This window comes from Natrinema sp. CRL1 (genome assembly GCF_059162405.1).
Genome location: NZ_JBLVOY010000004.1, coordinates 342,249 through 362,924, shown reverse-complemented (window position 1 = coordinate 362,924; position 20,676 = coordinate 342,249). Strand labels below are relative to the sequence as shown.

The window sequence follows — 20,676 nt, the reverse complement described above, 5'->3', positions numbered from 1 at the left end:
ATATCGGTCCGGGCCTCAATACTACCCCATACCCCGACGCTGTAAGGACGACCGTTGGTGACGGCAGTGACTGCCGTCGGCTGCGAGTGGCTATCGAGCCCACCGGAGAAAAACAGCAGAAAGCGAGCGGACCTGCAACGGTCGGACAGTGTCGACCGTTCCGCCCGATCGTGGCGTAGAACCGTTATTCGAGTTCGATGTTACCCGTCATTCCGGCGTCGTAGTGCGGCTCACAGACGTACTCGACCGTGTCACTCGACGCTTCGAAGTCGACGGTCAGGCCGGGTTCGCTGTCGCTGACCTGGTCGGTCGGTCCCGCGACGGCCGACTCGCTGTCGTCGTAGACGGCGAGGTTGTGTGAACCCTGCTCGTTCTCTACCCACTCGATCGTGTAGGACTCGCCCTCGGTGAGGCTGAGGTCAGGATTCTCCACGCCCTCGATTTGGGACGGCGCGACGCCTTCCCAAGACTGGGCCAGCGATTTGAGTTCGATGGTCGTCCCGGACTCGATCGAGTATGGCCCCTCACTCTCGCCGTTACCGTTCCCGTTGCCGTTACCGTTACCACCGCTGCTACAACCGGCGACGAGCGCCGTCGACGCCGCCGCACCGGTGATCTTCAGTGCTGTCCGCCGCGAAACCGGATTGTCTCGTGCCATCACCGGGGGTTGGGCCTGTGCACATAAAAATTGATACCTTCTCCCGATACAACGTTATGCGAATACACACCACAATATAGAAGCGTCATCGCTGCCGGACTTGTCAATTCTGGTCACGTATCATGTCTATCGTCCGACCGGAATCGCTCGGTCGGCTCGAGCGAGAGCCGCAAAAAAATAGGGACTGTGACGATAGCGATGGCGATCTCGAGGCCACCGACGACGAGAAAGGCCAGTTGGTAACCGTAGGTGCCGGCGACGGTGCCACCGATGATGAACCCGCCGAGGAAGCCGAGGCTGCCGGCGACGTTGAAGCCGGCCATAGCGATCCCGCGCTCGCTCTCACCGGCGAGGTCGGTGACCAGCGCCATCGTCGCGGGTGCAACGAGCGCGCCCAGAACGCCGACGCCGGCCATCGCGATCGCAGCGGTCGGGACCGATGGTGAGGCACCGACGAGGAGGATACCACCGCCGTAACAGACCGAGCCGACGACGATCGGGACGGTGCGGCCGATCCGGTCCGAGAGGGCACCCATCGGATACTGCAACAGGGCGAATGGGCCGAAAAAGCACGCCAGCATGAGGCCGGTCGTTCCGGCATCGAGTCCGAACGTCTCCTGAAAGTAGAGGGTTCCCACGAGCGCGAAAAAGCCCGCCGTAAGCCGGTCGACGAAGCCGAAGGCGTAGGGAATCGAGAGGGTCGGCTGTCGGCGGATTCCATCGACGAGGGCTCGAGCGCTCCGCCGACTGTCGGCCGCGCGGTCCCTGACCAGCGAGACGAGCGCGCCGACACAGACGAGCAGGCCGGCGGCGACGAGCAGCGGCGCGAGCGGGTTGAGTTCGGTGAGCTGGCCGCCGATCGGCGCGCCGAGCGCCGCACCGAGTCCGATGGCGATCCCCGCCGCGCCCATGTTCCGGCCGTGGCCCCCCTCGAGGTCCATCAGCATGGTCATCGTCAGGGAGAACGCGCCGATGGTCATCGCCCCCTGGAAGACGCGCAGGAGGAGCACGCCGCCGAAGGGGATCGATCCGAGCATCGGGGCGGCGGCGAGGACGGCGTAGCCGACCGCGCCGGCCAGCGCGCCCGCGACGATAAACGGCGTGCGCCGGCCGGTCGCGTCGCTCGCGACGCCCCAGACACCGACGAACGCGACGTACGCGCCAAATTCGGCGACCAGAAACCACATGCTCGCGTCGAGTGGCGTCGCCGCGAACGCCGAGGTGGCCGCGTCGGCACCCAGCGCCTCTACGAGCGCCGCGACGCCGGGATAGAGCAGCACCTGCGAGAACAACACCGCGAAGACGAGGGCGGCGAGCACGACCCGGTCCCGGTCACTCGAGTGCACGAGCGCCCCTTGGGACTGCGGGAGTATGAACTCGTTCGTCTCGAATGACACCCGGTTCGATCCGGTTCGACTGTCAGTACTGCGGACTGAGACGCGCGGAATCGACGCGCTTTCGTTCGCCGGCGACCAGTGACTATCGATGACAGTCACGCGTCGGCAGGTACTCGCCGCGGGAGCGACCGCCGGAACGGGGATCGTCGCCGGCTGTGCCGGGTTCGCCGAGGACTCGCTCTCGTCGACCGTCGGGACCGTCTCGCAGGCGGCACTCGAGGAGACCGGCTACGAGGAACACACCATCGAGGCGGTCGTCGTCGAGCGGACCGTCAGCCGTGTTGGCCTCGAGCGCTCGATCGAGGCCCGGAATTGGTACGCCGAGTACGACCGGGCGATCGCGCTGGATGCGGTCGGACTCACCCGCGTGCAGGCGGCGGTCGTCGCCGTCCTCACGACGCCGCAGGTGTCCGTACTGGGGAAGACGTTCAACCCCGTCGGCGGGTACTCGACGGACGACCTCGTCGCGATGATACAGGAGCGATACGACCGACTCGAGGACGTCGAGTTCGTCGACGAGCAGTCGATTTCAGTACTCGGGACCGAGACGACCCTCGCCCGATACGAGGCGAGCGCGCGGCTGATCGCGACGGGGACCACGCTCGATGTCTACCTAAAAGTTAGCGACCCCGTCGCCCACGGCGACGATTTCGTGATCTGTGTTGCCGTCTCGCCACAGGTCAGCGGCTTCGAGACCGAATCCGAAGCCGTCCGGACGATGCTCGAGTCGCTCGAGCACGAGTGAAATCGACTGACTGGGTTTTCCGGAGTGGTTCCGACGAAGACGAGTGGTCTGCTATCGTGGCAGCAGGGGATCGCCACACCCTCCCCAGACGATTCGCTCACTCACATGGTTCGTTCGCTCATCCCTCGCGCAATATGTCGGCCGTCCTCGCTTCCGCTCGGCCGGCCACAGCGCGCCATCGTGTATCGATTGACCAGAATGGACCTACGGCCGAATGTAGGCGTAGCCCTCGCTCTGTAAGCGGGTGAGTTCGCCGCCGCCGGAGGGGACGGTCTCGACGCCGTCGACGAGATCGGACTCCGCGAGGTCCTTCAGGTCGAGCGTGTTCCCGCAGGCCTTGACCGAGATGCCGGTCTCGAGCAGCGATTCGACCATGTCGCTGCCGTCGCCGCCGGCCGTCAGCGGTTCGATGCCGTCGGCCTGTGCGACGATCGCGATGTCGTCGATCTCGACGGAGTCGTCTTTCGTGAGGTTCTCGGCGATCGTGAGCGCAGTTGCTCGCTGTGCCGGGTCGTCGGCGATGAGGTGGAAGACTGTCTGCACACGCAAAGGGCATCGTCGTCCGGCAATAGGATTTGAGCCTGCAAGCGAAGCGATTGCGGGAACGTCGCGATCGGTGTTGATTTCCATGCGTGATATTCTCTAGTCTGCGGTTTTTGCCGTTACTGCGGTGCATATGAACGTGGAGTAGTATGCATACTAAACATGAGCGACGACGCGAGCGACGGGCACGATGCGGATGCCAAGCGGGACGAGCGCGGCCTCGGAACGCGCAGCGTCCACGCCGGCCAGTCCCCCGATCCGGAGACCGGCGCGATGGCACCGCCGCTCTACCAGACGACCTCCTACGTCTTCGAGGACGCCGATACCGCAGCCGACCGCTACGCCCTCGAGGACGACGGCTACATCTACTCTCGGATCGCCAACCCGACCGTCACGATGCTCGAGGACCGACTCGCCGCCCTCGAGGGCGGCGCGGGCGCGGTCGCGACGGGCAGCGGCATGGCCGCGCTGGACTCCGCGGTCCTGATCCTTGCCGAGGCGGGCGACAACGTGGTCTGCTCGACGGACACCTACGGCGGGACGACGGCCTACTTCTCGAAGACGGCGACCCGGCGGAACATCGAGCCGAAATTCGTCCCCACGCTCGAGTACGACGCCTACGAGGAGGCGATCGACGAGGACACCGCCTTCGTCCACGTCGAGACGATCGGCAACCCCTCGCTCGTAACCCCGGACTTCGAGCGGGTGGCCGAGATCGCCCACGACAACGGCGTGCCGCTCGTGGTCGACAACACCTTCGCGACCCCCGCTCTCTGCCGACCGCTCGAGCACGGGGCCGACGTGGTCTGGGAGTCGACGACGAAGTGGCTCCACGGCTCGGGCACGACCGTCGGCGGCGTCCTCGTCGACGGCGGCTCCTTCCCGTGGGGCGAGCACGGGTACGACGAGATCGCCGGTCCGAACCACGCCTACCACGACGTCGACTTCTCGCGGGACTTCCCCGAAGCGCCTTTCGCCGCCACCGCGCGGTACCGGTCGCTGCGCAGTCTCGGCAACCAGCAGTCGCCGTTCGACGCCTGGCAGACCCTACAAGGGCTTGAGACGATGCCGCTGCGCGTCGAGAAACACTGCGAGAACGCCGCGATCGTCGCGGAATACCTCGCCGACCACGACGATGTCGCGTGGGTCACGCACCCGGGACTCGCGGACCACCCCACGCACGACAACGCGACGCGATATCTCGAGGACTACGGCGGGATGGTCGCGTTCGGTCTCGAGGAGGGATTCGAGGCGGGCAAGGCCTTCTGCGAGAACGTCGAGGTCGCCCAGTTCCTTGCGAACATCGGCGACGCGAAGACGCTCGTGATCCACCCCGCGAGCACCACCCACGGCCAGCTCTCGCCCGAAGAGCGCGAGGAAGCCGGCGTCACCGAGGACCTGATCCGGATGTCGGTCGGAATCGAGGACCCCGAAGATATTCTGGCCGACCTCGAGCAGGCGATCGCGGCGGCGACACGGGCCTGTCGAGACGAGGGTGAGCGGCCGTGACGACGAAGAACACGACCGCGCTGGGCGAGTTCCAGTTCCTCTCGGGGGAGTCGATCCCGAACCTCGAGGTAGCCTACGAGACCTACGGCGACTTTACCGGCGACAACGCGGTGCTGGTCTGTCACGCGCTGACCGGCAGCGCCCACGTCGCCCGCCGGCCGGACGCCGGCGGCGGGACTGCGGGACAGGCTCGTGCGTGGTGGGGCGACGTCGTCGGCCCCGGGAAGGCGATCGACACGACGGAGTACTACGTCATCTGTGCGAACGCGCCAGGATCGTGTTACGGGACGACCGGCCCCTCGAGCGAGAACCCCGAGACGGGCGAGCCCTACGGCACCGATTTCCCGCCGGTCACGGTCGGTGACTGGACCCGCGCCCAGCGGAAACTGCTGGACGAACTCGGCGTCGGCCGACTCCACGCCGTCGTCGGCGGCAGCGTCGGCGGCATGAACGTCTTGGACTGGCTGCGGCGGTTCCCCGACGATGTTGAACGCGCCGGGGTGGTCGCCAGCGCCGCCCGACTCGACGCCCAGTGTCTCGCGCTCGATACCGTCGCTCGGCGGGCGATCACGGGCGATCCGAACTGGAACGGCGGTCACTACTACGACGGGCCCGGACCCGAGGAAGGACTGGCTCGAGCGCGCCAGATCGGTCACATCATGTACCTCTCGAAGGCCTCGATGGGCCGCAAGTTCGGCCGCCGCTCGGCAGGGCGGGAGGCCGTTCGCGAGGAGCCCCCGGACCCCGCGGCCGCCTTCTTCCCCTATCGGGAGGTCGAGTCCTATCTGGACTATCAGGCCGAGAAGTTCACCGACCGGTTCGACGCGAACAGCTACCTCTACATGACCCGCGCGATGGACGACTTCGACCTGTCGGCGGGCTACGAGGGAGACGCCGACGCCCTGGCGGCCTTCGAGGGGGAACTCCTCGTGCTCTCCTTTACCGGCGACTGGCACTTCACGACCGAACAGGCCGAGGCGCTGGCCGAGGCCTGCCGCGAGGCCGCGGTCGACGTCGCCCACCACGTCGTCGAGTCCGACCACGGCCACGACGCGTTCCTCGTCGAACCCGAGAAAGTCGGTCCGCCGGTTACGGATCTGCTCGAGACGGGACTCGCCGGTCGCGCGATCACAGATACGGAGCCCGAGACCGACGACTCGGGGGAGTTCGCCCCGGTCCATACGAGTCTCTTCTCGAAGTAGTTCGTTAGTATCGGCTATATATTATGGATATTGGACAAGTCGATAGACGGTTCTGAACGGTGTGTCACGGTCGATGACTGCAATTCGCGAAGAATAGTGCCGAAAGGTATAATATCTCTCTGTTTGATGTGTTGGTGATGTCAGACGGGAAGCAACTGGATTACGAAGACGAACCGGCAGGGGAACAACAGCGGTCGCAGCCACGGGGACAGGGGGCGCTCGACGACGGGTCTGACCTGCCGATCAAAGAGGGGGCAGTGTTCGGAATTATCGGGGTGCTCATCACATACCTAACACACCTGTATTTGACAGTTGCCGCGTCTGCGCAGGCGGCACCGATCACCTACGCCGACGGTGAGACGACGGTCGTCACCGATCTCGTGAGTTCGTGGGTCGCTGCCGGCTGGAGTTACCTTGCGGCCTTCGGTGTCGGGTTCGAAGCCAGCGGCGAAGTCGCCACACTCAGTGATGCACCGAACAACGTCGCGGCCCTGAGCAACTCACCGTTCACTCTCGCCACGACGGTTCTGTTCACCGTTACGGTCGGATCGCTGATGGTCGCCGGATACGGAGTCGCACGGTATACGGACGCTGACAGCCCGGTCGACGCAGTCAAAGCGGGCCTGACGATCGCGCCGCCGTATCTGGTATTCGCTGCTATCGCTGCGTTCCTGATGACCCACAGCTACGGCGACGAGGTACTCGTGGGACAGGTCATCGATAGCGTTGGGACGCTCGAGAGCGGTCAGTTCCTCAACGACGAGGGAGATGTCATCTCCAACGTCGATTTCGGGGCTTCGACTACTGATGCGATCCTCTTCGCTGGAATCATCTTCCCGACTGCCTTCGCGATCGTCGGATCGCTCATCACGCAGGGAGACGCAGTCATCGACACCGCAGTCGAGAAAATCAACGACCGATAGCGTTCCACTCGCGGTAGGGCGCGTTGCCCGTTCACTGTTTTCATCGCCGAATCAACCGATTTGAGCGCTCTCTCAGGGGATCCCATATTGCTGGAAGTGAGCCGAATCGGTCGGCTGCCGGACGGTCGCGTTACAGAGATGGGTCCACGAGGACGAAAGAGCGGTCTGGAACCGAACGGATTGCGATCCGGAACCGGCAGGAAGGCCTGAGAAGGCGGTTTCAACTGCCGTTACCCTGACCGTGAGCCTGCGAGGGAGCGCGATCGACCGAGACGTACTGTTCAGCGGGGGACCCGTCCGACCGTCGGCGGGCGAGCCAGTACTGGACGTCGGAGACGAACAGCGCGAGGTTTTCGCGGGCGAGCAGTTTCATCGAAACGCCCTGGGGCGAACGGAACAGGGCGATCATCGACCACATCGATCCGGCGGCGAACGCGCCCGCTGCGGAGAACGTCATCCCGAGGGTAAAGAAGGTCACACTGTAGACGAACCCGATTCCCATCGACGGCAGGCTCGTGCCCAGCGGAACCCGCGCGCTCGAGTCGCGCAGCGTCGGCGCGAGAAAGACGATCGAGAGGCCGCTTCCGAGCATGAATACGAGGTCTTGCCACATCATCAGAGCCACTTACTCGACTGTGAGTTAAAACTCTCTCGGTGGAGAAATGGGTTATTAGGCCTGAGAGTCGCCGAAAATTGACGATTCGACTCGAGCACCGAGAACGGTGAGAAGAGACCGATTGGCCGGAATCGGACGAGCAATGCGAACCGGAAACAGCCGGTTACGGACGATAAATCGTGTGTATCGCCGACGGCTCAGCGCTCGGCGAGCACGCCGTCGTCGACCAGCGTCTCGCGAGCTTCGGCCATCGACGTGACGACGACGTCACAGTGGGGTTCGACCGCCGGCTTCGGTTCGAAGCCGATCGCCAGCCCCGCGACCTCGAGCATCGGCAGGTCGTTCGCGCCGTCGCCGACCGCGACGGTGTCCGCGAGGTCGACGCCGACGTCGTCGGCGAGGTCCGCGAGCGCGTCGTCTTTGGTGCCCTCGATCAGCGGCCCCTCGACCGCACCTGTGAGTTCGCCCGCTTTCATCGGGAGGCGGTTCGAGACGATGTGATCGACGGAGACGCCCTCGCGCTCGAGGGCGGCCGCGACGCCGCGTTCGAACCCGCCCGTGAGGATGGCGGTCGTGACGCCGGCGTCGTTCAGTTCCGCGATGAGGTCGGCCGCACCCTCCCGGAGGACAACCTCATCGAAGGCCGCTTCGGCCTCAGCTTCGGGCAGCCCCTCGAGCAGGGCCGCACGTTTGCGCAGGCTCTCGGCGTACTCGATCTCGTTGTTCATCGCGCGCTCGGTGATCTCGTCCATGTCGTCGGCGACGCCGCGGCGGTCGCCGAGCAGTACGGTCATCTCGGAGTCCGAAAGCGTCCCGTCGAAGTCGAAGGCGACGACTGTCATCGCTCGCCGGTTGACGGTCCCGGGATAAACCAGTTCAGGTTTCGATTCCGCAATCTCTCGCTCTCGAGGTTGCGATCGGCCGCTTGAAACGGTGCTGGTTCCACGCGTCGAACGACCGAAACGTATTCCCGATCGTCGTTCGTTGCCGGCCACATGTCACCGAATCGGCAATACGAGACGGGGCCCTCGCTCGAGGACGAGCGAGAACTCGATGAGAACGAGGGCGGCGGGGACGGCGGGAACGACGACGATCCGACCGCCGTACCGGGTCCCAGACGGCGAAGACTGGCTGTCGCACCGTGGAAGGTCGGACTCGTATCAGGCGTGAGTGCCTTCGCAGTCGTCTACGCGGTGGCCTATCACCTCGTACGCGTACTGATCGCAACGTCAGGAACGGGCGCGGAAGACGGCCCGAGCCGATTGATCCTCGCGGGGCTCGTGACACTGGGGAGCCACGGTGTACCGATCGAACAGAGCGGTGAACCGATCGGCTTCGCATTTAGAATGGATCAAGGCGTCATCAGCCACGTTTCCGCGCTCGTTCCGGTCGTCGTATTGCTGATCGCCGGCTACCTGCTCGTCCGGTACGTGCGACTCGAGACGCGCCGGGCGGCCGGCCTCGCGGTCGGGACGCTGGTCGCGAGCTACGTCGTCTTGCTGACCGGTCTCACGACGATCGCCGAGTGGACGCCCGACGGTGAGTCGGCAACCGCTGACGCGCCGACAATAGCCGCTGCGACCGATTTCGGCACGGTCGTGACGATCGGGACGACTGCACTCGCGTTCGTCGCGGTCGGGGCCGCCATCGCCGCCGTTCCGCGACTTGCTGGGACGACTCGATAACTGACTTTCCGCTCGAGTCGGGCCACGACGCCAGTAGCCGGTGTTTATATAAGTTCAGCGTACCGTTTCCCTCGCGTGACCGATGGCGACCGGCAGCGCGAGCGGTCGAGTTCGACCGACGACCTCGAGTCGCCGCTGTTTCCCTTCGAGGAAGGAGAGTTCTTCCGGCAGCTGGTCGCCAACACCTCCGAGGGGTTGCTGACCATCGACGAGGAGAGTACCATCGTCTTCGCCAACCCCGCGATCGAGGAGATCCTCGGTTACAGCCCCGCGGACCTCATCGGCTCCTCGAAGATGACGCTGATCCCCGAGCGGCTCCAGCCCGCCCACGCCGCCGGCCTCGAGAAGTATCTCCGGACCGGCGAGAAACACATCGACTGGGACGGGATCGAACTCCCCGCACTCCACAAAGACGGCCACGAGGTGCCCGTGCTGGTGAGCCTGCGGGAACACACCCACGAGGGCCAACAGCTGTTTACTGGCCTCTTTCGCGACATCGCCGACCGGAAGGCCCGACAGCGCCGCTTCGAGGCCGTCTTCGATAACACCTACCAGTTCACCGGCCTCCTCGAGCCCGACGGCACCGTCCTCGAGGTCAACCGGACGGCCCTTTCCTTCGCCGGGATCGACCGCGACGAGGTCGTCGGGGAACCGGTCTGGGATACCTATTGGTTCCAGTTCGACGAGAAGGCCCGGGAGACTGCCCTCGAGGCCGTCGAACGCGCCAGCCAGGGCGAGGTGTTCCATGGCGAACTCCGCATTCAGGGTGCCGACCGGACGGCAATCATCGACTTTTCCGTTCGCCCGATCACCGATCAACAGGGGCGGATCCAGCTGCTCGTCCCCGAAGGACGTGATATTACGCCGTTGAAACGCCGAGAGCAGCATCTACAGGTCCTCCACCGACTGCTTCGGCACAACCTCCGCAACGAACTAAACGTCATCAGCGGGTTCGCCGAGACACTGGTCACAGGCCTCGAGGACGAGGGCCACCGCGAGGACGCGGCCGAAATCGCGGCCGCGGCCGCGTCGCTGATCGAACTCAACGAATCCGCGAAGGAACTCGCCGACGTGGCCCTCGAAAACGGTCATTCACAGCGGCCGGTTTCCGTCCGGGACAACCTCGAGACGATCATCGCCACCCTTCAGGACCGCCATCCCGCGTGTACGATCGCGATTACCGAGGCCGCGGACGCGGTCGTCGTCGGAGACGAGCGATTCACGATCGTCCTCGAGGAACTCATCGAGAACGCGATCGTCCACGCCGACGCCGCCGAGCCGATCGTCGAAATCGCCGTCGTCGAGGCGGACGACGGAACCGTTGCCGTTCGGATTCGCGATACCGGCCCGGGCATCCCCGCGTCCGAACGGGCGGGAATCTTCAACGACGAACAGGTCACGCAGGTTAGACACGGAAACGGGCTGGGACTGTGGCTTGCCAGCCTGATCGTCGACGACTACGGCGGCTATCTCGACTACGAGCCCCGGTCCGACGAGGCGGGCAACTGCGTTATCGTTCGGCTGCCACACGCACAGTGACCGAGAGCGCTACTCGCCGTCCTCGACCGGCGTCTTGACGATCGTCACCGGCCGAGAAGCGAGACGCGCGACCCGGTCCGTGACGCTCCCCAGCAACTGGCGGTACTCGCCGGGCCGTTCCGTCGACCCCATGACGAGCAGGTCGGCGTCCGCCTCGTCCGCGTAGGCGAGGATCTCGTCGTGCGGTCTACCGCGCCTGACGACCGTCGTCGGCTCGAGTCCCGCCTCCCGGGCCGCCTCGGCGGCCGCGCCGAGGGCGTCCTCACCGATCTGCTCGAGGGCGGCCTCGAGGCCCTCGAACTCGTGGACGTACTCATCGCCGCTGTAGGCGTCGTAGACGTCGCTGTCGACGACGTACAGCAGGTGCAGTTCTGCGCCGGTGTGTTCCGCGAGGGCGACGGCGTGTTCGGTGGCGAGTTCCGTTCCCGCTTCGGCGTCGGTCGGCAGTAGGATTCGATCGTACATACCTGAAACGAGGCGGGTTCGACCTATAATTCACCCAAGTAATTCCCGATCAGTGGGAGAACTGTCATGCCGTGTCGCGAGACAGCGGTGCTTTTTGCCACCCCAGATCACAACGGAAGGGTTTACATGCTCCACACGGTTGTCTCGCGCATGAAGGTTCTCGTCACGGATCCCATCGCTGATGCGGGTCTGGACGTACTCAGAGACGCCGGCCACGAGGTCGAGACGGGCTACGAACTCGAGGGCGACGACCTCCTCGAGGCGGTCTCCGACGCGAACGGCATGATCGTTCGCTCCGGAACGGAGGTTACCGAAGACGTCCTCGACGCCGCCGAGGAACTGGTCATCGTCGGCCGAGCGGGGATCGGCGTCGACAACATCGATATCGACGCCGCAAAAGACAACGGCGTCATCGTCGCCAACGCTCCCGAGGGGAACGTCCGCGCGGCGGCCGAACACACCGTCGCGATGACGTTCGCCGCCGCGCGATCGATCCCGCAGGCCCACATCCGCCTGAAAAACGGCGAGTGGGCCAAAAGCGACTACCTCGGTGCCGAACTCGACGGCAAGACGCTGGGCGTCGTCGGCCTCGGCCGCGTCGGCCAAGAGGTCGCGAAGAAACTCGACTCGCTTGGCATGGACATCGTCGCCTACGACCCGTACATCAGTGAGGAGCGCGCCGAGCGCATCGGTGCCGAACTCGTCGAGTTCGAACCGTGTCTCGAGGCCGCGGACTTCGTGACCGTTCACACGCCGCTGACCCCCGAAACGGAGGGGCTGATCAGCGAGGACGAACTCGATCTGCTGGGCAACGGCTACCTGATCAACTGCGCCCGCGGGGGCGTCGTCGACGAGGACGCCCTCGCGGCGAAAGTCGAGGACGGTACCCTCGCCGGCGCGGCACTCGACGTCTTCGCCGAGGAACCCCTCGCCGCCGACTCGCCGCTGCTCGAGCACGACGACATCATCGTCACGCCCCACCTCGGGGCCTCGACGGAGGCCGCCCAGGAGAACGTCGCCACCTCCACCGCCGAGCAGGTCAACGCCGCGCTCGTCGGCGAGCCGGTCGCGAACGCGCTCAACGCGCCCTCGATCGACGAGAGCGCGTTCCCCCGCGTCGAGCCCTACATCGACCTCGCCGAAACCGCCGGCAAGGTCGCCGCCCAACTGCTCGAGGGCCGCATCGAGGACGTCGAGGTCACCTACGAGGGCGACATCGCCGAGGAGGACATCGAGTTCGTCACCGCGAGCGCGCTCAAGGGCGTCTTCGAACCCCTCGAGTGGCAGGTCAACGCCGTCAACGCGCCCCAGATCGCCGAGGACCGCGGTGTCGACGTCACCGAATCGAAGACCCGACAGGCAGAGGATTTCCAGAGCCTGATCTCGGTGACGGTGAGCAACGACGACGACGAGGTCTCGGTCGACGGCACGCTCTTCGCGGGCGACGACCCGCGCATCGTCCGCATCGACGGCTACCGCGTCGACGCCATCCCCCACGGCCGAATGGTCGTCACGCGAAACACAGACGAACCCGGCGTCATCGGCCTCATCGGCTCGGTCATGGGCAATCACGGCGTCAACATCGCCGGCATGTTCAACGCCCGCGAGACCATCGGCGGCGAAGCGCTCACCGTCTACAACGTCGACAGCGAGGTCCCCGACGAAGCCAAGGCGGAACTCGAAAACGACGAGCGCGTCATCGGCGTCAGCGACATCACGCTGAACGGCCAGGCCTGATCGGCCTCGAGCCCGAACCGACCGACAGAGCGATTTTTCGTCTCGGTTCTGAGCGGTATCCCGAACTCACATCTCGTCTCGCCGACCGGACAGTCAGTCCGTTCGTGAGCGCGCTTTATTGCCGCCGAGAGCCTATGTCCCGTAGGAGGCGAGAAACATGGCAATCCCGTACCGCGGTCCAGTACAGCAACCGACGAAGAGCGCCCTCGAGGACGCTGCAGAAACGAAATCGGGGATTCGAGAGGGAGTCGGGTTATCGATCGCCTCGATCTTCGGCTTACTGCTGCTCGTCGTCGGACTCATGCTGGTGTCGGGACTGGTCGCCGCGTCGACGACGGCCGCCGGGACGACCGCCGTGACCGCCGGATTCCTGCTGTTCGCGGCCGTCCTGCTCGTCGTCGGCCGCTGGAGTTGGACCGGGCGCTAACACCGCTCCGCCCGTTTTCGTCTCACGATTTTCGAACAACGATGCGTGCAGGCCACCCGCGGCAAAAGACCTATCGCTCGGCCGACCGATATCGCGAGTATGGACGACGACGTTTCGGTCGATTTCGGCGAGGACGGACTCGTCCCCGCCGTGGCACAGGACGCCGACAGCGGCGAGGTATTGATGCTCGCGTACGTCTCGCCGGAGGCCCTCGAGCGGACGCGCGAAACCGGGAGAGCGCACTACTACTCCCGAAGCCGCGACGAGCTCTGGGAGAAGGGCGCGACGAGCGGCCACGTCCAAGCCGTCGAGGAGGTCCGCGTGGACTGCGACGCCGATACCCTGCTCTATCTGGTCGATCAAGAGGGCGGCGCGTGTCACACCGGCCACCGGTCGTGTTTCTACCGAACGATCGAAGGCGTCTCCGTAAGCGAAGCGAACGGAGGCTCGTCGACCGCAACGGTCGACGTTGAGAACGTCGGCGAGCGAGTGTACGATCCCGACGACGTCTACGAGTGAGATGAGCGAACGCGCCCCTCCCGCCGACGCCGGCTCGAGCGCTCCCGACGGGCGTGCCGACGGCGAGCCGACGCCCCTCGAGTCCCTCGAAGCCGCCCGAAAGCGGCTCGCGACGGCCGACGAACGGATCGAAGACTACGGCGAGGAAACCGTCGAGGAAGTGACGGCGGCCTACCGGAACGCGACGACGCTCCTCGAGGACTACGTCGACCGCGCGACCGGGACCGGGAAAGAGAACTTCCAGGCCTACATCGAACTCGAGGGGAAATTCGACGGGCTCGTCTCCGGCCTCTCGGAGGATCTCCCCGAATACGAGGCCTTCGAAGACGCCCTCGAGGCGATCGACAAGCGCCGGCTCAGCGAATCGGATTTCGAGCGCGCTCGCGAGTGCCTCGAGCCGGCCGCCGAGTACGCCGACCTGTTGGAGGAACGCGAAACCGCCCGCGAGGAGGTAGCGGAGGCGCGGACGGCGGCCGCCAAACGCCTGCGGGAGCTCGACGGCGAGATCGACGAGCGTGAACGACTACTCGAGTTGGCGAACGCGGATCTCGACGCGCCGGTCGAGCAACTGCGAGCGCCGATCGAGGCCTACAACGAGGCCGTCCGCGAGGCGTTTGCGGAGTACCGACTCGAGGCCAGCGTGCGCGAGGTGTTCGACCTGCTCGAGCGGAGTCAGTGGTATCCGTTCGTGGATTACGAGCGCCCGCCCGACGATCTGGCGGGCTACGTGCGCGGGAATTCGGCGGGCGAGTACACGATCCCCGAACTGCTCGAGTACGCCGACTACTCCCGGTCGAAGCTGTCCCACTACGTCGACAGCGCGGACGAACTCAAGCGGTCGGTGGCGACCCAGCAGACGTACCTCGAGGGGATCGACGCCGAGGCGCTGACGATCGACTGGCCGCCGGAGCCGGCCGGCGCGCTCCGCCGTCGGGCGCGGGAGTACCGCCCCTTCGTCACCCGGATCGCCGACGAGGACACCGTCGCGGCGCTGCGCGAGGTCCGCCTGCTCGCGACCGATCCCGACTACGACCGGCTGCAGACCGCCGCGCAGGCGGTCGCCCAACTCAGCCCCGCCGAACGCGAGCGGCTGACCGACGGCCGCGTCGCGGACGAACTCGAGACCCTGCGGACCGAACGGGAGCGACTCGAGGACGCGCTCGAAACCGAGGACCCGGTCTGAGTCCGCGACTCCGACGGCCCGAACTACTGACCCCGGATTTTAGCCGCTACTCTCCGAATGGTCGCGTATGACCAGACACGTCCTCGTCCCGATGGACGACTCCGAGCCGGCGCGGGCGGCGCTGGCACACGCCCTCGAGTGGGTGCCGGCCGATCGACTGACCGTCGTCCACGCGGTCGACGACCTCGAGGCGGATTACGGCAGCGTCGTCGCGGGGGACGACGAGCCCACGTTCTTCGCCGACGTTCAAGCGCTCGCAGAGGGGTACGACGAGACGGTCGAGACGGCCGTCGTCTCGGGGAGCGGGGCGGCGGACGCGATCCTCGAGTACGCGACCGCGGAGGGCGTCGACGCGATCGTCATGGGCAGCGAGGGGAAAGCCGGCGTCTCGCGGGTGTTGCTCGGCAGCGTCGCGGAGGGGGTCACGCGACGCGCGGAGATTCCGGTGACGATCGTTCCGTGAGCGGCCGTGATCGTTCAGTATAGATACGAATGGAACGTTGCGGACGGACCCAGAATCCGCGAGCGAAGCGAGCGGTTCACCGCCGGAGCGGGGTGAAACCCCGCGACGGCGGCCTTTTGGCATCAACGGGTTTTGCCGGGGGTTGAGGCTGGCGTCGCAGACGCCAGCCGATTCCCCCGGTAAAAGAGGTTGCTGTACTGAACGGTCGACCGCCCTCGAGCCGCTAAAACCAGCAAAAAGAGAATTTAGACGGCGGCTTTCGCGTCGGCCAGCGCCTCGTACATGTCGCCCGCGAGTTCCTCGGCGCGGTCGCGGTCGCGGGCCTCGGCGTAGATCCGGACCAGTGGTTCGGTGCCGGAGGGGCGAGCGAGCACCCACGCGTCGCCGTGATCGAGTCGGTAGCCGTCGCGGGTGTTGAGGTCGGCGTCTGCGGCCTGTGCTTGATTGGCCGCCGCGTCGAGCATCGCGTCGCGTTCGGCCGTCGACTCGTACTCGACGTTGCGCCGCACGTTCACGTAGCCGTCGTAGGGCGCGACGATCTCGCTGACCGGTCGCTGGGCGACCAGTTCGAGGAATCGGGCGGCCGTGTAGGCCCCGTCCCGGGAGAGTCGGTAGTCGGGGAAGAAGATCCCGCCGTTGCCCTCGCCCGCGATCGGCACGCGCTGGCCGTCGGCCTCGAGTTCCTCGATGCGCGTGATGATATTCGTCGAGCCGATCGGGGTCAACTCGAGTTCGGCCCCGACCTCGCCCACCACGTCGACGAGCCGCTGGGAGACGTTGACCGCGGAGACGGTGGTGTCGCCGGCCTCGAGTTCGGCGGCGGCGAGCGCGGCGAAGGTGGCGTCGCCCTCGACGTACTCGCCGTGCTCGTCGAAGAAGATGGCCCGGTCGGCGTCGCCGTCGTGGGCGATACCGACGTCGGCGTCGGTCGCACGGACGAGCCGCCCGAGGTCGGCGAGGTTGTCGGGGACCGGCTCGGGGTCCCGGCCGGGGAAGTGGCCGTCGGGCTGGCTATTGACGGTGACGACGCGACAGCCGAGCTGCCGGAAGAATTCCGGGCTGGTCAGCGACCCCGCGCCGTGGCCCGGATCGAGCGCCACGGTGAGGTCGGCGTCGGCGATCGCCTCCCGGTCGGCGGCCGCGAGCAGTTCGTCGACGTACTCCCGCCGAACGCCGTCGCACTCGCTGACACGACCCGTCTCGTCCCACGGGGCGACGGTGAAATTCTCCGCGAGTAGCGTCTCCTCGATCTCCTCGAGGGCGGAGACCGAGAGCTCGACGCCGTCGCTGCCGACGAGTTTGACGCCGTTGTACGGCGGCGGATTGTGCGAGGCCGTGATGACGATCGCGGGGACACCCTCCCGTTCGGCGTAGGCCTGTGCCCCCGGCGTGGGGACGACCCCGAGACGGTCGACGTCGGTGCCGGTACTCGCTAGCCCGCTCGCGGCCGCATCGGCCAGCATCCGTCCCGTGTGGCGCGTGTCGCGGGCGATCGCGACCCGGCCCCCACCGCGGCCGTCGCGCCAGATCGTCCCCGCCGCTTTCGCGACACGCAGGACGAAGGCGGGCGTCAACTCCTCGTTGGCGACGCCCCGCGTCCCGCTCGATCCGAAGACTTGCATCACGCGCTAGTCCGAGCGGCCCCCCCAAAGGGGTTCCGCAACCCGATTCCGACGGGACGGAACGTTTTCGGCCCGCCACCGCCACGATACCGTATGGACTCGATCGAGGAGAAGCGCGTCTACGGCGACCGCGACGGGGCGGTCACAGCTTACGTCGCGAGCGAGATCGGCGTCGTCCGCGTTCGCGTCGCCGGCGACACCGTCGGCGAATTCGGCCTCTGCGAGCGCTGTGAGGCCCGGGACATCGCAGCCACCCACGACGCCGTCGCCGTCGCGACCGACGAGGACGTTCGGATACGCTCACTCGAAGACGGAGCCGACACCGACGACGCGGGCGACGAACCGTTCGTCGAAACGGGCTTCGGCCCGGCGGTCGCCGTCGGCTACGACGACGACGGCGATCTGATCGCAGCCGACCCGGACGGCCGCCTCGCGTGTCGAGCGGCCGGAACCGAGGAGTGGACAGCACTCGAGGACGAGACCGTCGCCACGGTGCGGGCGATCGACGGGGGTCTTATCGGTACCGACAGCGGCGTCTACCGTGCCCACGACGGCGAACTCGATCACGCCGGGCTATCGGACGTCCGGGATGTCTCGGCCGCCGGCGTCCCGCTCGTAGCCACCGCCGACGGCCTCTACAAGCTCGGCAACGGCTGGATGGAGGTCCTCGAGGGCGCGTTCGATGCCGTCGCGGCGGACCCGCGCTCGGAGCCCGGCCGGCTCGTCCACGCCCACGCGGTCGCCGGCGACGCGGTCTACGAGTACGCGGCCGACGACGACGAGTGGCGGGAGGGAGCGGAAGACGGGAATCGTTTGGACGGCCCGATTGTGGGAATCGGCTACGGCGACACGGTGTACGCCGTCACGGAGTCGGGGACGTTCTGCTCGGCGAGCGAGGGAGAGTGGCGGACGCGAACGCTGGGGATCACCGGCGTGACGGGACTCGCCGTCCCGCCGCGGCGGGTAGAGCGCTGATCTCGAGTGCAAAACTGATACGGATTGCTGTACCGATTTATCGGCGCAACCGCCGCCCGGGTCGCGGTTGCGCCGGAAATGACTTACAGTAAACCGTATGAGACCGCGATCGCGACCGGTGTCTGACGGACGTTTATCTACCCGGCATCTCTCCTCTGCGGTATGACCGAGCTACCGCGGCGACGACTACTGGCCGCGACCGGCACCGCGCTCACCGGTGCGATCGCCGGCTGTATGGGCAGCGACGACGGAAACGGAGACGGCGAGAGCGGAGAGAACGAAAACGAGAGCACGAGCGCGGACCCGGAAACCGGAAGCGAGACCACCGAGGCGACCAGCGGCACGCTCCTCGGGGAAATCTCCCTCGAGAACATGCACGACGAGGCCCACACGATCGACGTCATCGTCGAGTTCGGCGACGGCCCCGAGCACTGGTCGACCCACGAACTCCCCGAGGACAGGGGCGCGGAACTCGAGCGAAATTGGCCGACCGAGCCGGGATCGTTTAGCGTCATGTTCCGGCTCGACGGCGGCGAGCCGATGCAGGTGACGCCGGCACGGTGGAACGATCCGGACTGTGTCAACGTCTTCGCGATGGTGGGTCGTGATGGCCAACTGAAGATCCTGAGCGACACCGAGGGCGGTCCCTGCGGCGGCGGCGATGCGACCGTAGACGACGCAGAGGAGTGAGCGAGCCGGTCGGGAGCCGAGTGCACGATCCCAGACGGACGTCGAGTCGCCGAGTTGTCGTTTAAGTGCTTCTGGTCACAAGGTGAAGCTACGAGGAGCTTTTCGCGGACCGCGAAACTGACCGGCGAGCCGCCGCTGTCGGTCCGAGAACGAAAACTGGTTTAGCCCCCGCGCTGTCGAACCGACTATGATCGTCAGCGGATCCGCGTCGCAGGCTCTCGCCGCGGCGCTCGCACGCCATCTCGAGGAACCGCTCGCCGCCGTCGAATACGACCGCTTTCCCGACGGCGAACTGCTCGCGGCCGTCCCAGGCGTCGCCGAGGCAGAGCCTGACAGAGCGGTGATCGTCGCCTCGACCGTCTCGAGCGACGCCCACCTCGAAGTGCTTCAGCTACAGGACGCTGTCCGCGAGGCCGGCGTCGAAGAGGTCGTCACCGTCCTGCCGTACATGGGCTACGGGCGACAGGACGACGCCTTCGAGCCGGGCCATCCGGTCTCCGCAAGAGCGGTCGCCCGCGCGCTTTCGACCGGTGCGGACCGCGTGCTGACGGTCAATCCGCACGAAGAGAGCGTCTGTGACTTCTTCGAGCCGGCGGCGACCGCCGTCGACGCGGCCGGGCAACTGGCCGAACCCCTGCCCAACGACCTCGCCGATCCCGTCTTCCTTTCGCCCGACGCGGGGGCCGTCGACCTCGCCGAAACGGTTCGAGACACCTACGGCGCGGGCGAGACCGACTACTTCGAGAAAACTCGCCACTCCGGCACCGAGGTCGAAATCTCACCGAACGACGTCGACGTGGCCGGCCGCGATGTCATCGTCGTCGACGACATCATCGCGACGGGATCGACAATGAGCGAGGCCGTCGCCGTCCTCCGCGATCGCGGCGTCGGTCGGGTCTTCGTCACCTGCGTCCACCCGCTGCTCGCCCGCGACGCTGTCACGAAGCTCTCGCGAGCGGGCGTCGAGGCGATCTACGGCACCGACACCATCGAACGCGGCGTCGAGACCGTCTCGGTCGCACCGGCGCTCGCGGCACACCTGTAACTAAACGATTAAGTAGTATCCAGACACTGGCTTAGTTGTTAGCGCGTGGCACGAGACGGACTCGGCCACACAAGCAGCCGCAGACAACGGACTACAGCAGTTAGATGCACGGAATCGTCCACAAGACCCTCAAGGAGTACGTCGTCGAGCGGACCGACGACGGCACCTGGGACACGATCGTCGACCAGTCCGGCCTCGAGCCGCAGCTATACCTCCCCGTCTCGAACTACGACGACGAGGAAATCGACGCCATCCTCGAGACGCTCTCGACGATGGCCACCCAAGACAGGCAGGCCATCGAGCGCGACTTTGGCAAGACGCTCGCCCCCGAGCTGCTCTCGACGTTCAGTGCCCACATCCGGCGCGATTGGGACCTCCCCGAACTGCTCGCCGGCTTCGAGGACGTCTACGACAACATCGAGGCCGCCACGGAAAGCACCGAGCTCCCGGAACTCTCCTGTACTCGCGAGGACGACCACGCGATCGTCACGTACGACACCCACCGAGACCAGCAGTACTGCGGGCTCGCCCACGGGATCCTCGAAGGCACTATCGCCGCGTTCGACGCGGACGCCCCCGTGAGGAAAACCGCCTGCGTCGACGACGGTGCCGACGCCTGCCGGTTCCGCGTCGACCTCGAGTGACCGGCAGGTTCTGATTCTGAGACCGTTCGCAGCGGATTCGACGTTACGGAAGGTTTGACGGTGCAACCACGAATCCACGACCGCCCGAA

22 protein-coding genes are annotated in these 20,676 nt (G+C 66.2%); 15 read left to right on the top strand and 7 right to left on the bottom strand.

All coding sequences use genetic code 11. The features are described from left to right. Positions 1–184: 184 nt before the first annotated feature. On the bottom strand, positions 185–658 hold the full coding sequence (locus ACJYUO_RS15920; protein WP_494346325.1) for a plastocyanin/azurin family copper-binding protein: 474 nt from the start codon (positions 656–658) through the stop codon (positions 185–187). A gap of 113 nt (positions 659–771) precedes the next feature. Further along, positions 772–2,004, bottom strand: a complete 1,233-nt coding sequence (locus ACJYUO_RS15915; protein ID WP_494346478.1) for an MFS transporter — start codon at positions 2,002–2,004, stop codon at positions 772–774. Between the two features lie 139 nt (positions 2,005–2,143). Here ACJYUO_RS15915 and ACJYUO_RS15910 point away from each other — a divergent pair, with 139 nt between their 5' ends. After that, positions 2,144–2,800: a DUF6517 family protein gene (locus tag ACJYUO_RS15910; protein ID WP_494346324.1), complete on the top strand. Its 657-nt coding sequence runs from the start codon at positions 2,144–2,146 to the stop codon at positions 2,798–2,800. 204 nt (positions 2,801–3,004) lie between these two features. Here ACJYUO_RS15910 and ACJYUO_RS15905 read toward each other — a convergent pair whose 3' ends face one another. After that, a complete protein-coding gene (locus tag ACJYUO_RS15905; protein WP_494346323.1) occupies positions 3,005–3,343 on the bottom strand; it encodes a DsrE family protein in 339 nt (112 codons plus the stop codon). 162 nt (positions 3,344–3,505) lie between these two features. On the opposite strand from ACJYUO_RS15905, the gene ACJYUO_RS15900 reads away from it, so the two are divergent. From ACJYUO_RS15900 to ACJYUO_RS15890, 3 genes are all read left to right on the top strand, one after another. Next, positions 3,506–4,852, top strand: coding sequence for an O-acetylhomoserine aminocarboxypropyltransferase/cysteine synthase family protein (locus ACJYUO_RS15900; RefSeq protein WP_494346322.1), 1,347 nt, complete (start codon positions 3,506–3,508; stop codon positions 4,850–4,852). After that, a complete protein-coding gene (metX, locus tag ACJYUO_RS15895; RefSeq protein WP_494346321.1) occupies positions 4,849–6,054 on the top strand; it encodes a homoserine O-acetyltransferase MetX in 1,206 nt (401 codons plus the stop codon). Before ACJYUO_RS15900 ends, metX begins: the two co-directional genes overlap by 4 nt. 137 nt (positions 6,055–6,191) lie before the next feature. Beyond that, positions 6,192–6,977, top strand: coding sequence for a DUF7978 family protein (locus ACJYUO_RS15890; RefSeq protein WP_494346320.1), 786 nt, complete (start codon positions 6,192–6,194; stop codon positions 6,975–6,977). Between the two features lie 220 nt (positions 6,978–7,197). On the opposite strand, the gene ACJYUO_RS15885 is transcribed toward ACJYUO_RS15890, so the two are convergent. After that, positions 7,198–7,593 carry a hypothetical protein gene (locus tag ACJYUO_RS15885; RefSeq protein WP_494346319.1) on the bottom strand — a complete coding sequence of 132 codons (396 nt, stop codon included), beginning with the start codon at positions 7,591–7,593 and terminating at the stop codon, positions 7,198–7,200. Positions 7,594–7,790: 197 nt separating this feature from the next. Continuing rightward, positions 7,791–8,435: a phosphoserine phosphatase SerB gene (serB, locus tag ACJYUO_RS15880; RefSeq protein WP_494346318.1), complete on the bottom strand. Its 645-nt coding sequence runs from the start codon at positions 8,433–8,435 to the stop codon at positions 7,791–7,793. Positions 8,436–8,588: 153 nt separating this feature from the next. Here serB and ACJYUO_RS15875 point away from each other — a divergent pair, with 153 nt between their 5' ends. Together ACJYUO_RS15875 and ACJYUO_RS15870 are read left to right on the top strand one after the other, a co-directional pair. Continuing rightward, positions 8,589–9,278 carry a DUF7978 family protein gene (locus tag ACJYUO_RS15875; protein ID WP_494346317.1) on the top strand — a complete coding sequence of 230 codons (690 nt, stop codon included), beginning with the start codon at positions 8,589–8,591 and terminating at the stop codon, positions 9,276–9,278. A gap of 75 nt (positions 9,279–9,353) precedes the next feature. Beyond that, positions 9,354–10,817 (top strand): PAS domain S-box protein, encoded by a 1,464-nt coding sequence (locus ACJYUO_RS15870; RefSeq protein ID WP_494346316.1) that lies wholly within the window; start codon positions 9,354–9,356, stop codon positions 10,815–10,817. Positions 10,818–10,826: 9 nt separating this feature from the next. Here ACJYUO_RS15870 and ACJYUO_RS15865 read toward each other — a convergent pair whose 3' ends face one another. After that, on the bottom strand, positions 10,827–11,282 hold the full coding sequence (locus tag ACJYUO_RS15865; protein ID WP_494346315.1) for a universal stress protein: 456 nt from the start codon (positions 11,280–11,282) through the stop codon (positions 10,827–10,829). 150 nt (positions 11,283–11,432) lie between these two features. On the opposite strand from ACJYUO_RS15865, the gene serA reads away from it, so the two are divergent. The 5 genes from serA to ACJYUO_RS15840 all read left to right on the top strand — a co-directional run bounded on the left by serA (position 11,433) and on the right by ACJYUO_RS15840 (position 15,611). Then, entirely contained in the window at positions 11,433–13,019 is a 1,587-nt protein-coding gene (serA, locus tag ACJYUO_RS15860) for a phosphoglycerate dehydrogenase (RefSeq protein WP_494346314.1), read from the top strand. Between the two features lie 157 nt (positions 13,020–13,176). Further along, positions 13,177–13,446, top strand: a complete 270-nt coding sequence (locus ACJYUO_RS15855) for a hypothetical protein (RefSeq protein ID WP_494346313.1) — start codon at positions 13,177–13,179, stop codon at positions 13,444–13,446. A 99-nt stretch (positions 13,447–13,545) separates the two neighbouring features. Then, positions 13,546–13,965, top strand: a complete 420-nt coding sequence (hisI, locus tag ACJYUO_RS15850; RefSeq protein ID WP_494346312.1) for a phosphoribosyl-AMP cyclohydrolase — start codon at positions 13,546–13,548, stop codon at positions 13,963–13,965. Between the two features lies 1 nt (position 13,966). Further along, positions 13,967–15,148 carry a DUF7118 family protein gene (locus ACJYUO_RS15845; RefSeq protein ID WP_494346311.1) on the top strand — a complete coding sequence of 394 codons (1,182 nt, stop codon included), beginning with the start codon at positions 13,967–13,969 and terminating at the stop codon, positions 15,146–15,148. Positions 15,149–15,215: 67 nt separating this feature from the next. Next, positions 15,216–15,611 carry a universal stress protein gene (locus ACJYUO_RS15840; protein ID WP_494346310.1) on the top strand — a complete coding sequence of 132 codons (396 nt, stop codon included), beginning with the start codon at positions 15,216–15,218 and terminating at the stop codon, positions 15,609–15,611. A gap of 245 nt (positions 15,612–15,856) precedes the next feature. On the opposite strand, the gene glmM is transcribed toward ACJYUO_RS15840, so the two are convergent. Further along, complete coding sequence (glmM, locus tag ACJYUO_RS15835; RefSeq protein WP_494346309.1) at positions 15,857–17,233, bottom strand: phosphoglucosamine mutase; 1,377 nt, start codon at positions 17,231–17,233, stop codon at positions 15,857–15,859. A 93-nt stretch (positions 17,234–17,326) separates the two neighbouring features. Here glmM and ACJYUO_RS15830 point away from each other — a divergent pair, with 93 nt between their 5' ends. The 4 genes from ACJYUO_RS15830 to ACJYUO_RS15815 all read left to right on the top strand — a co-directional run bounded on the left by ACJYUO_RS15830 (position 17,327) and on the right by ACJYUO_RS15815 (position 20,587). Further along, complete coding sequence (locus ACJYUO_RS15830) at positions 17,327–18,208, top strand: HVO_0234 family beta-propeller protein (protein ID WP_494346308.1); 882 nt, start codon at positions 17,327–17,329, stop codon at positions 18,206–18,208. A 162-nt stretch (positions 18,209–18,370) separates the two neighbouring features. After that, positions 18,371–18,898: a hypothetical protein gene (locus ACJYUO_RS15825; RefSeq protein ID WP_494346307.1), complete on the top strand. Its 528-nt coding sequence runs from the start codon at positions 18,371–18,373 to the stop codon at positions 18,896–18,898. 187 nt (positions 18,899–19,085) lie between these two features. After that, complete coding sequence (locus tag ACJYUO_RS15820) at positions 19,086–19,943, top strand: ribose-phosphate diphosphokinase (RefSeq protein WP_494346306.1); 858 nt, start codon at positions 19,086–19,088, stop codon at positions 19,941–19,943. A 104-nt stretch (positions 19,944–20,047) separates the two neighbouring features. Further along, positions 20,048–20,587, top strand: coding sequence for a heme NO-binding domain-containing protein (locus tag ACJYUO_RS15815; protein ID WP_494346305.1), 540 nt, complete (start codon positions 20,048–20,050; stop codon positions 20,585–20,587). The last annotated feature ends 89 nt before the right edge of the window (positions 20,588–20,676 follow it).

Excerpts from the sequence above, each read along its gene's own strand:
- ACJYUO_RS15900 (WP_494346322.1), top strand. The coding sequence starts at position 3,506 with ATGAGCGACGACGCGAGCGACGGGCACGATGCGGATGCCAAGCGGGAC.
- ACJYUO_RS15885 (WP_494346319.1), bottom strand. The coding sequence starts at position 7,593 with ATGATGTGGCAAGACCTCGTATTCATGCTCGGAAGCGGCCTCTCGATC.
- serB (WP_494346318.1), bottom strand. The coding sequence starts at position 8,435 with ATGACAGTCGTCGCCTTCGACTTCGACGGGACGCTTTCGGACTCCGAG.
- serA (WP_494346314.1), top strand. The coding sequence starts at position 11,433 with ATGAAGGTTCTCGTCACGGATCCCATCGCTGATGCGGGTCTGGACGTA.
- glmM (WP_494346309.1), bottom strand. The coding sequence starts at position 17,233 with ATGCAAGTCTTCGGATCGAGCGGGACGCGGGGCGTCGCCAACGAGGAG.
- ACJYUO_RS15865 (WP_494346315.1), bottom strand. The coding sequence starts at position 11,282 with ATGTACGATCGAATCCTACTGCCGACCGACGCCGAAGCGGGAACGGAA.
- ACJYUO_RS15820 (WP_494346306.1), top strand. The coding sequence starts at position 19,086 with ATGATCGTCAGCGGATCCGCGTCGCAGGCTCTCGCCGCGGCGCTCGCA.
- ACJYUO_RS15815 (WP_494346305.1), top strand. The coding sequence starts at position 20,048 with ATGCACGGAATCGTCCACAAGACCCTCAAGGAGTACGTCGTCGAGCGG.
- ACJYUO_RS15840 (WP_494346310.1), top strand. The coding sequence starts at position 15,216 with ATGACCAGACACGTCCTCGTCCCGATGGACGACTCCGAGCCGGCGCGG.
- ACJYUO_RS15855 (WP_494346313.1), top strand. The coding sequence starts at position 13,177 with ATGGCAATCCCGTACCGCGGTCCAGTACAGCAACCGACGAAGAGCGCC.
- ACJYUO_RS15875 (WP_494346317.1), top strand. The coding sequence starts at position 8,589 with ATGTCACCGAATCGGCAATACGAGACGGGGCCCTCGCTCGAGGACGAG.
- ACJYUO_RS15910 (WP_494346324.1), top strand. The coding sequence starts at position 2,144 with ATGACAGTCACGCGTCGGCAGGTACTCGCCGCGGGAGCGACCGCCGGA.
- hisI (WP_494346312.1), top strand. The coding sequence starts at position 13,546 with ATGGACGACGACGTTTCGGTCGATTTCGGCGAGGACGGACTCGTCCCC.
- ACJYUO_RS15920 (WP_494346325.1), bottom strand. The coding sequence starts at position 658 with ATGGCACGAGACAATCCGGTTTCGCGGCGGACAGCACTGAAGATCACC.
- ACJYUO_RS15890 (WP_494346320.1), top strand. The coding sequence starts at position 6,192 with ATGTCAGACGGGAAGCAACTGGATTACGAAGACGAACCGGCAGGGGAA.
- ACJYUO_RS15825 (WP_494346307.1), top strand. The coding sequence starts at position 18,371 with ATGACCGAGCTACCGCGGCGACGACTACTGGCCGCGACCGGCACCGCG.
- ACJYUO_RS15830 (WP_494346308.1), top strand. The coding sequence starts at position 17,327 with ATGGACTCGATCGAGGAGAAGCGCGTCTACGGCGACCGCGACGGGGCG.
- ACJYUO_RS15845 (WP_494346311.1), top strand. The coding sequence starts at position 13,967 with ATGAGCGAACGCGCCCCTCCCGCCGACGCCGGCTCGAGCGCTCCCGAC.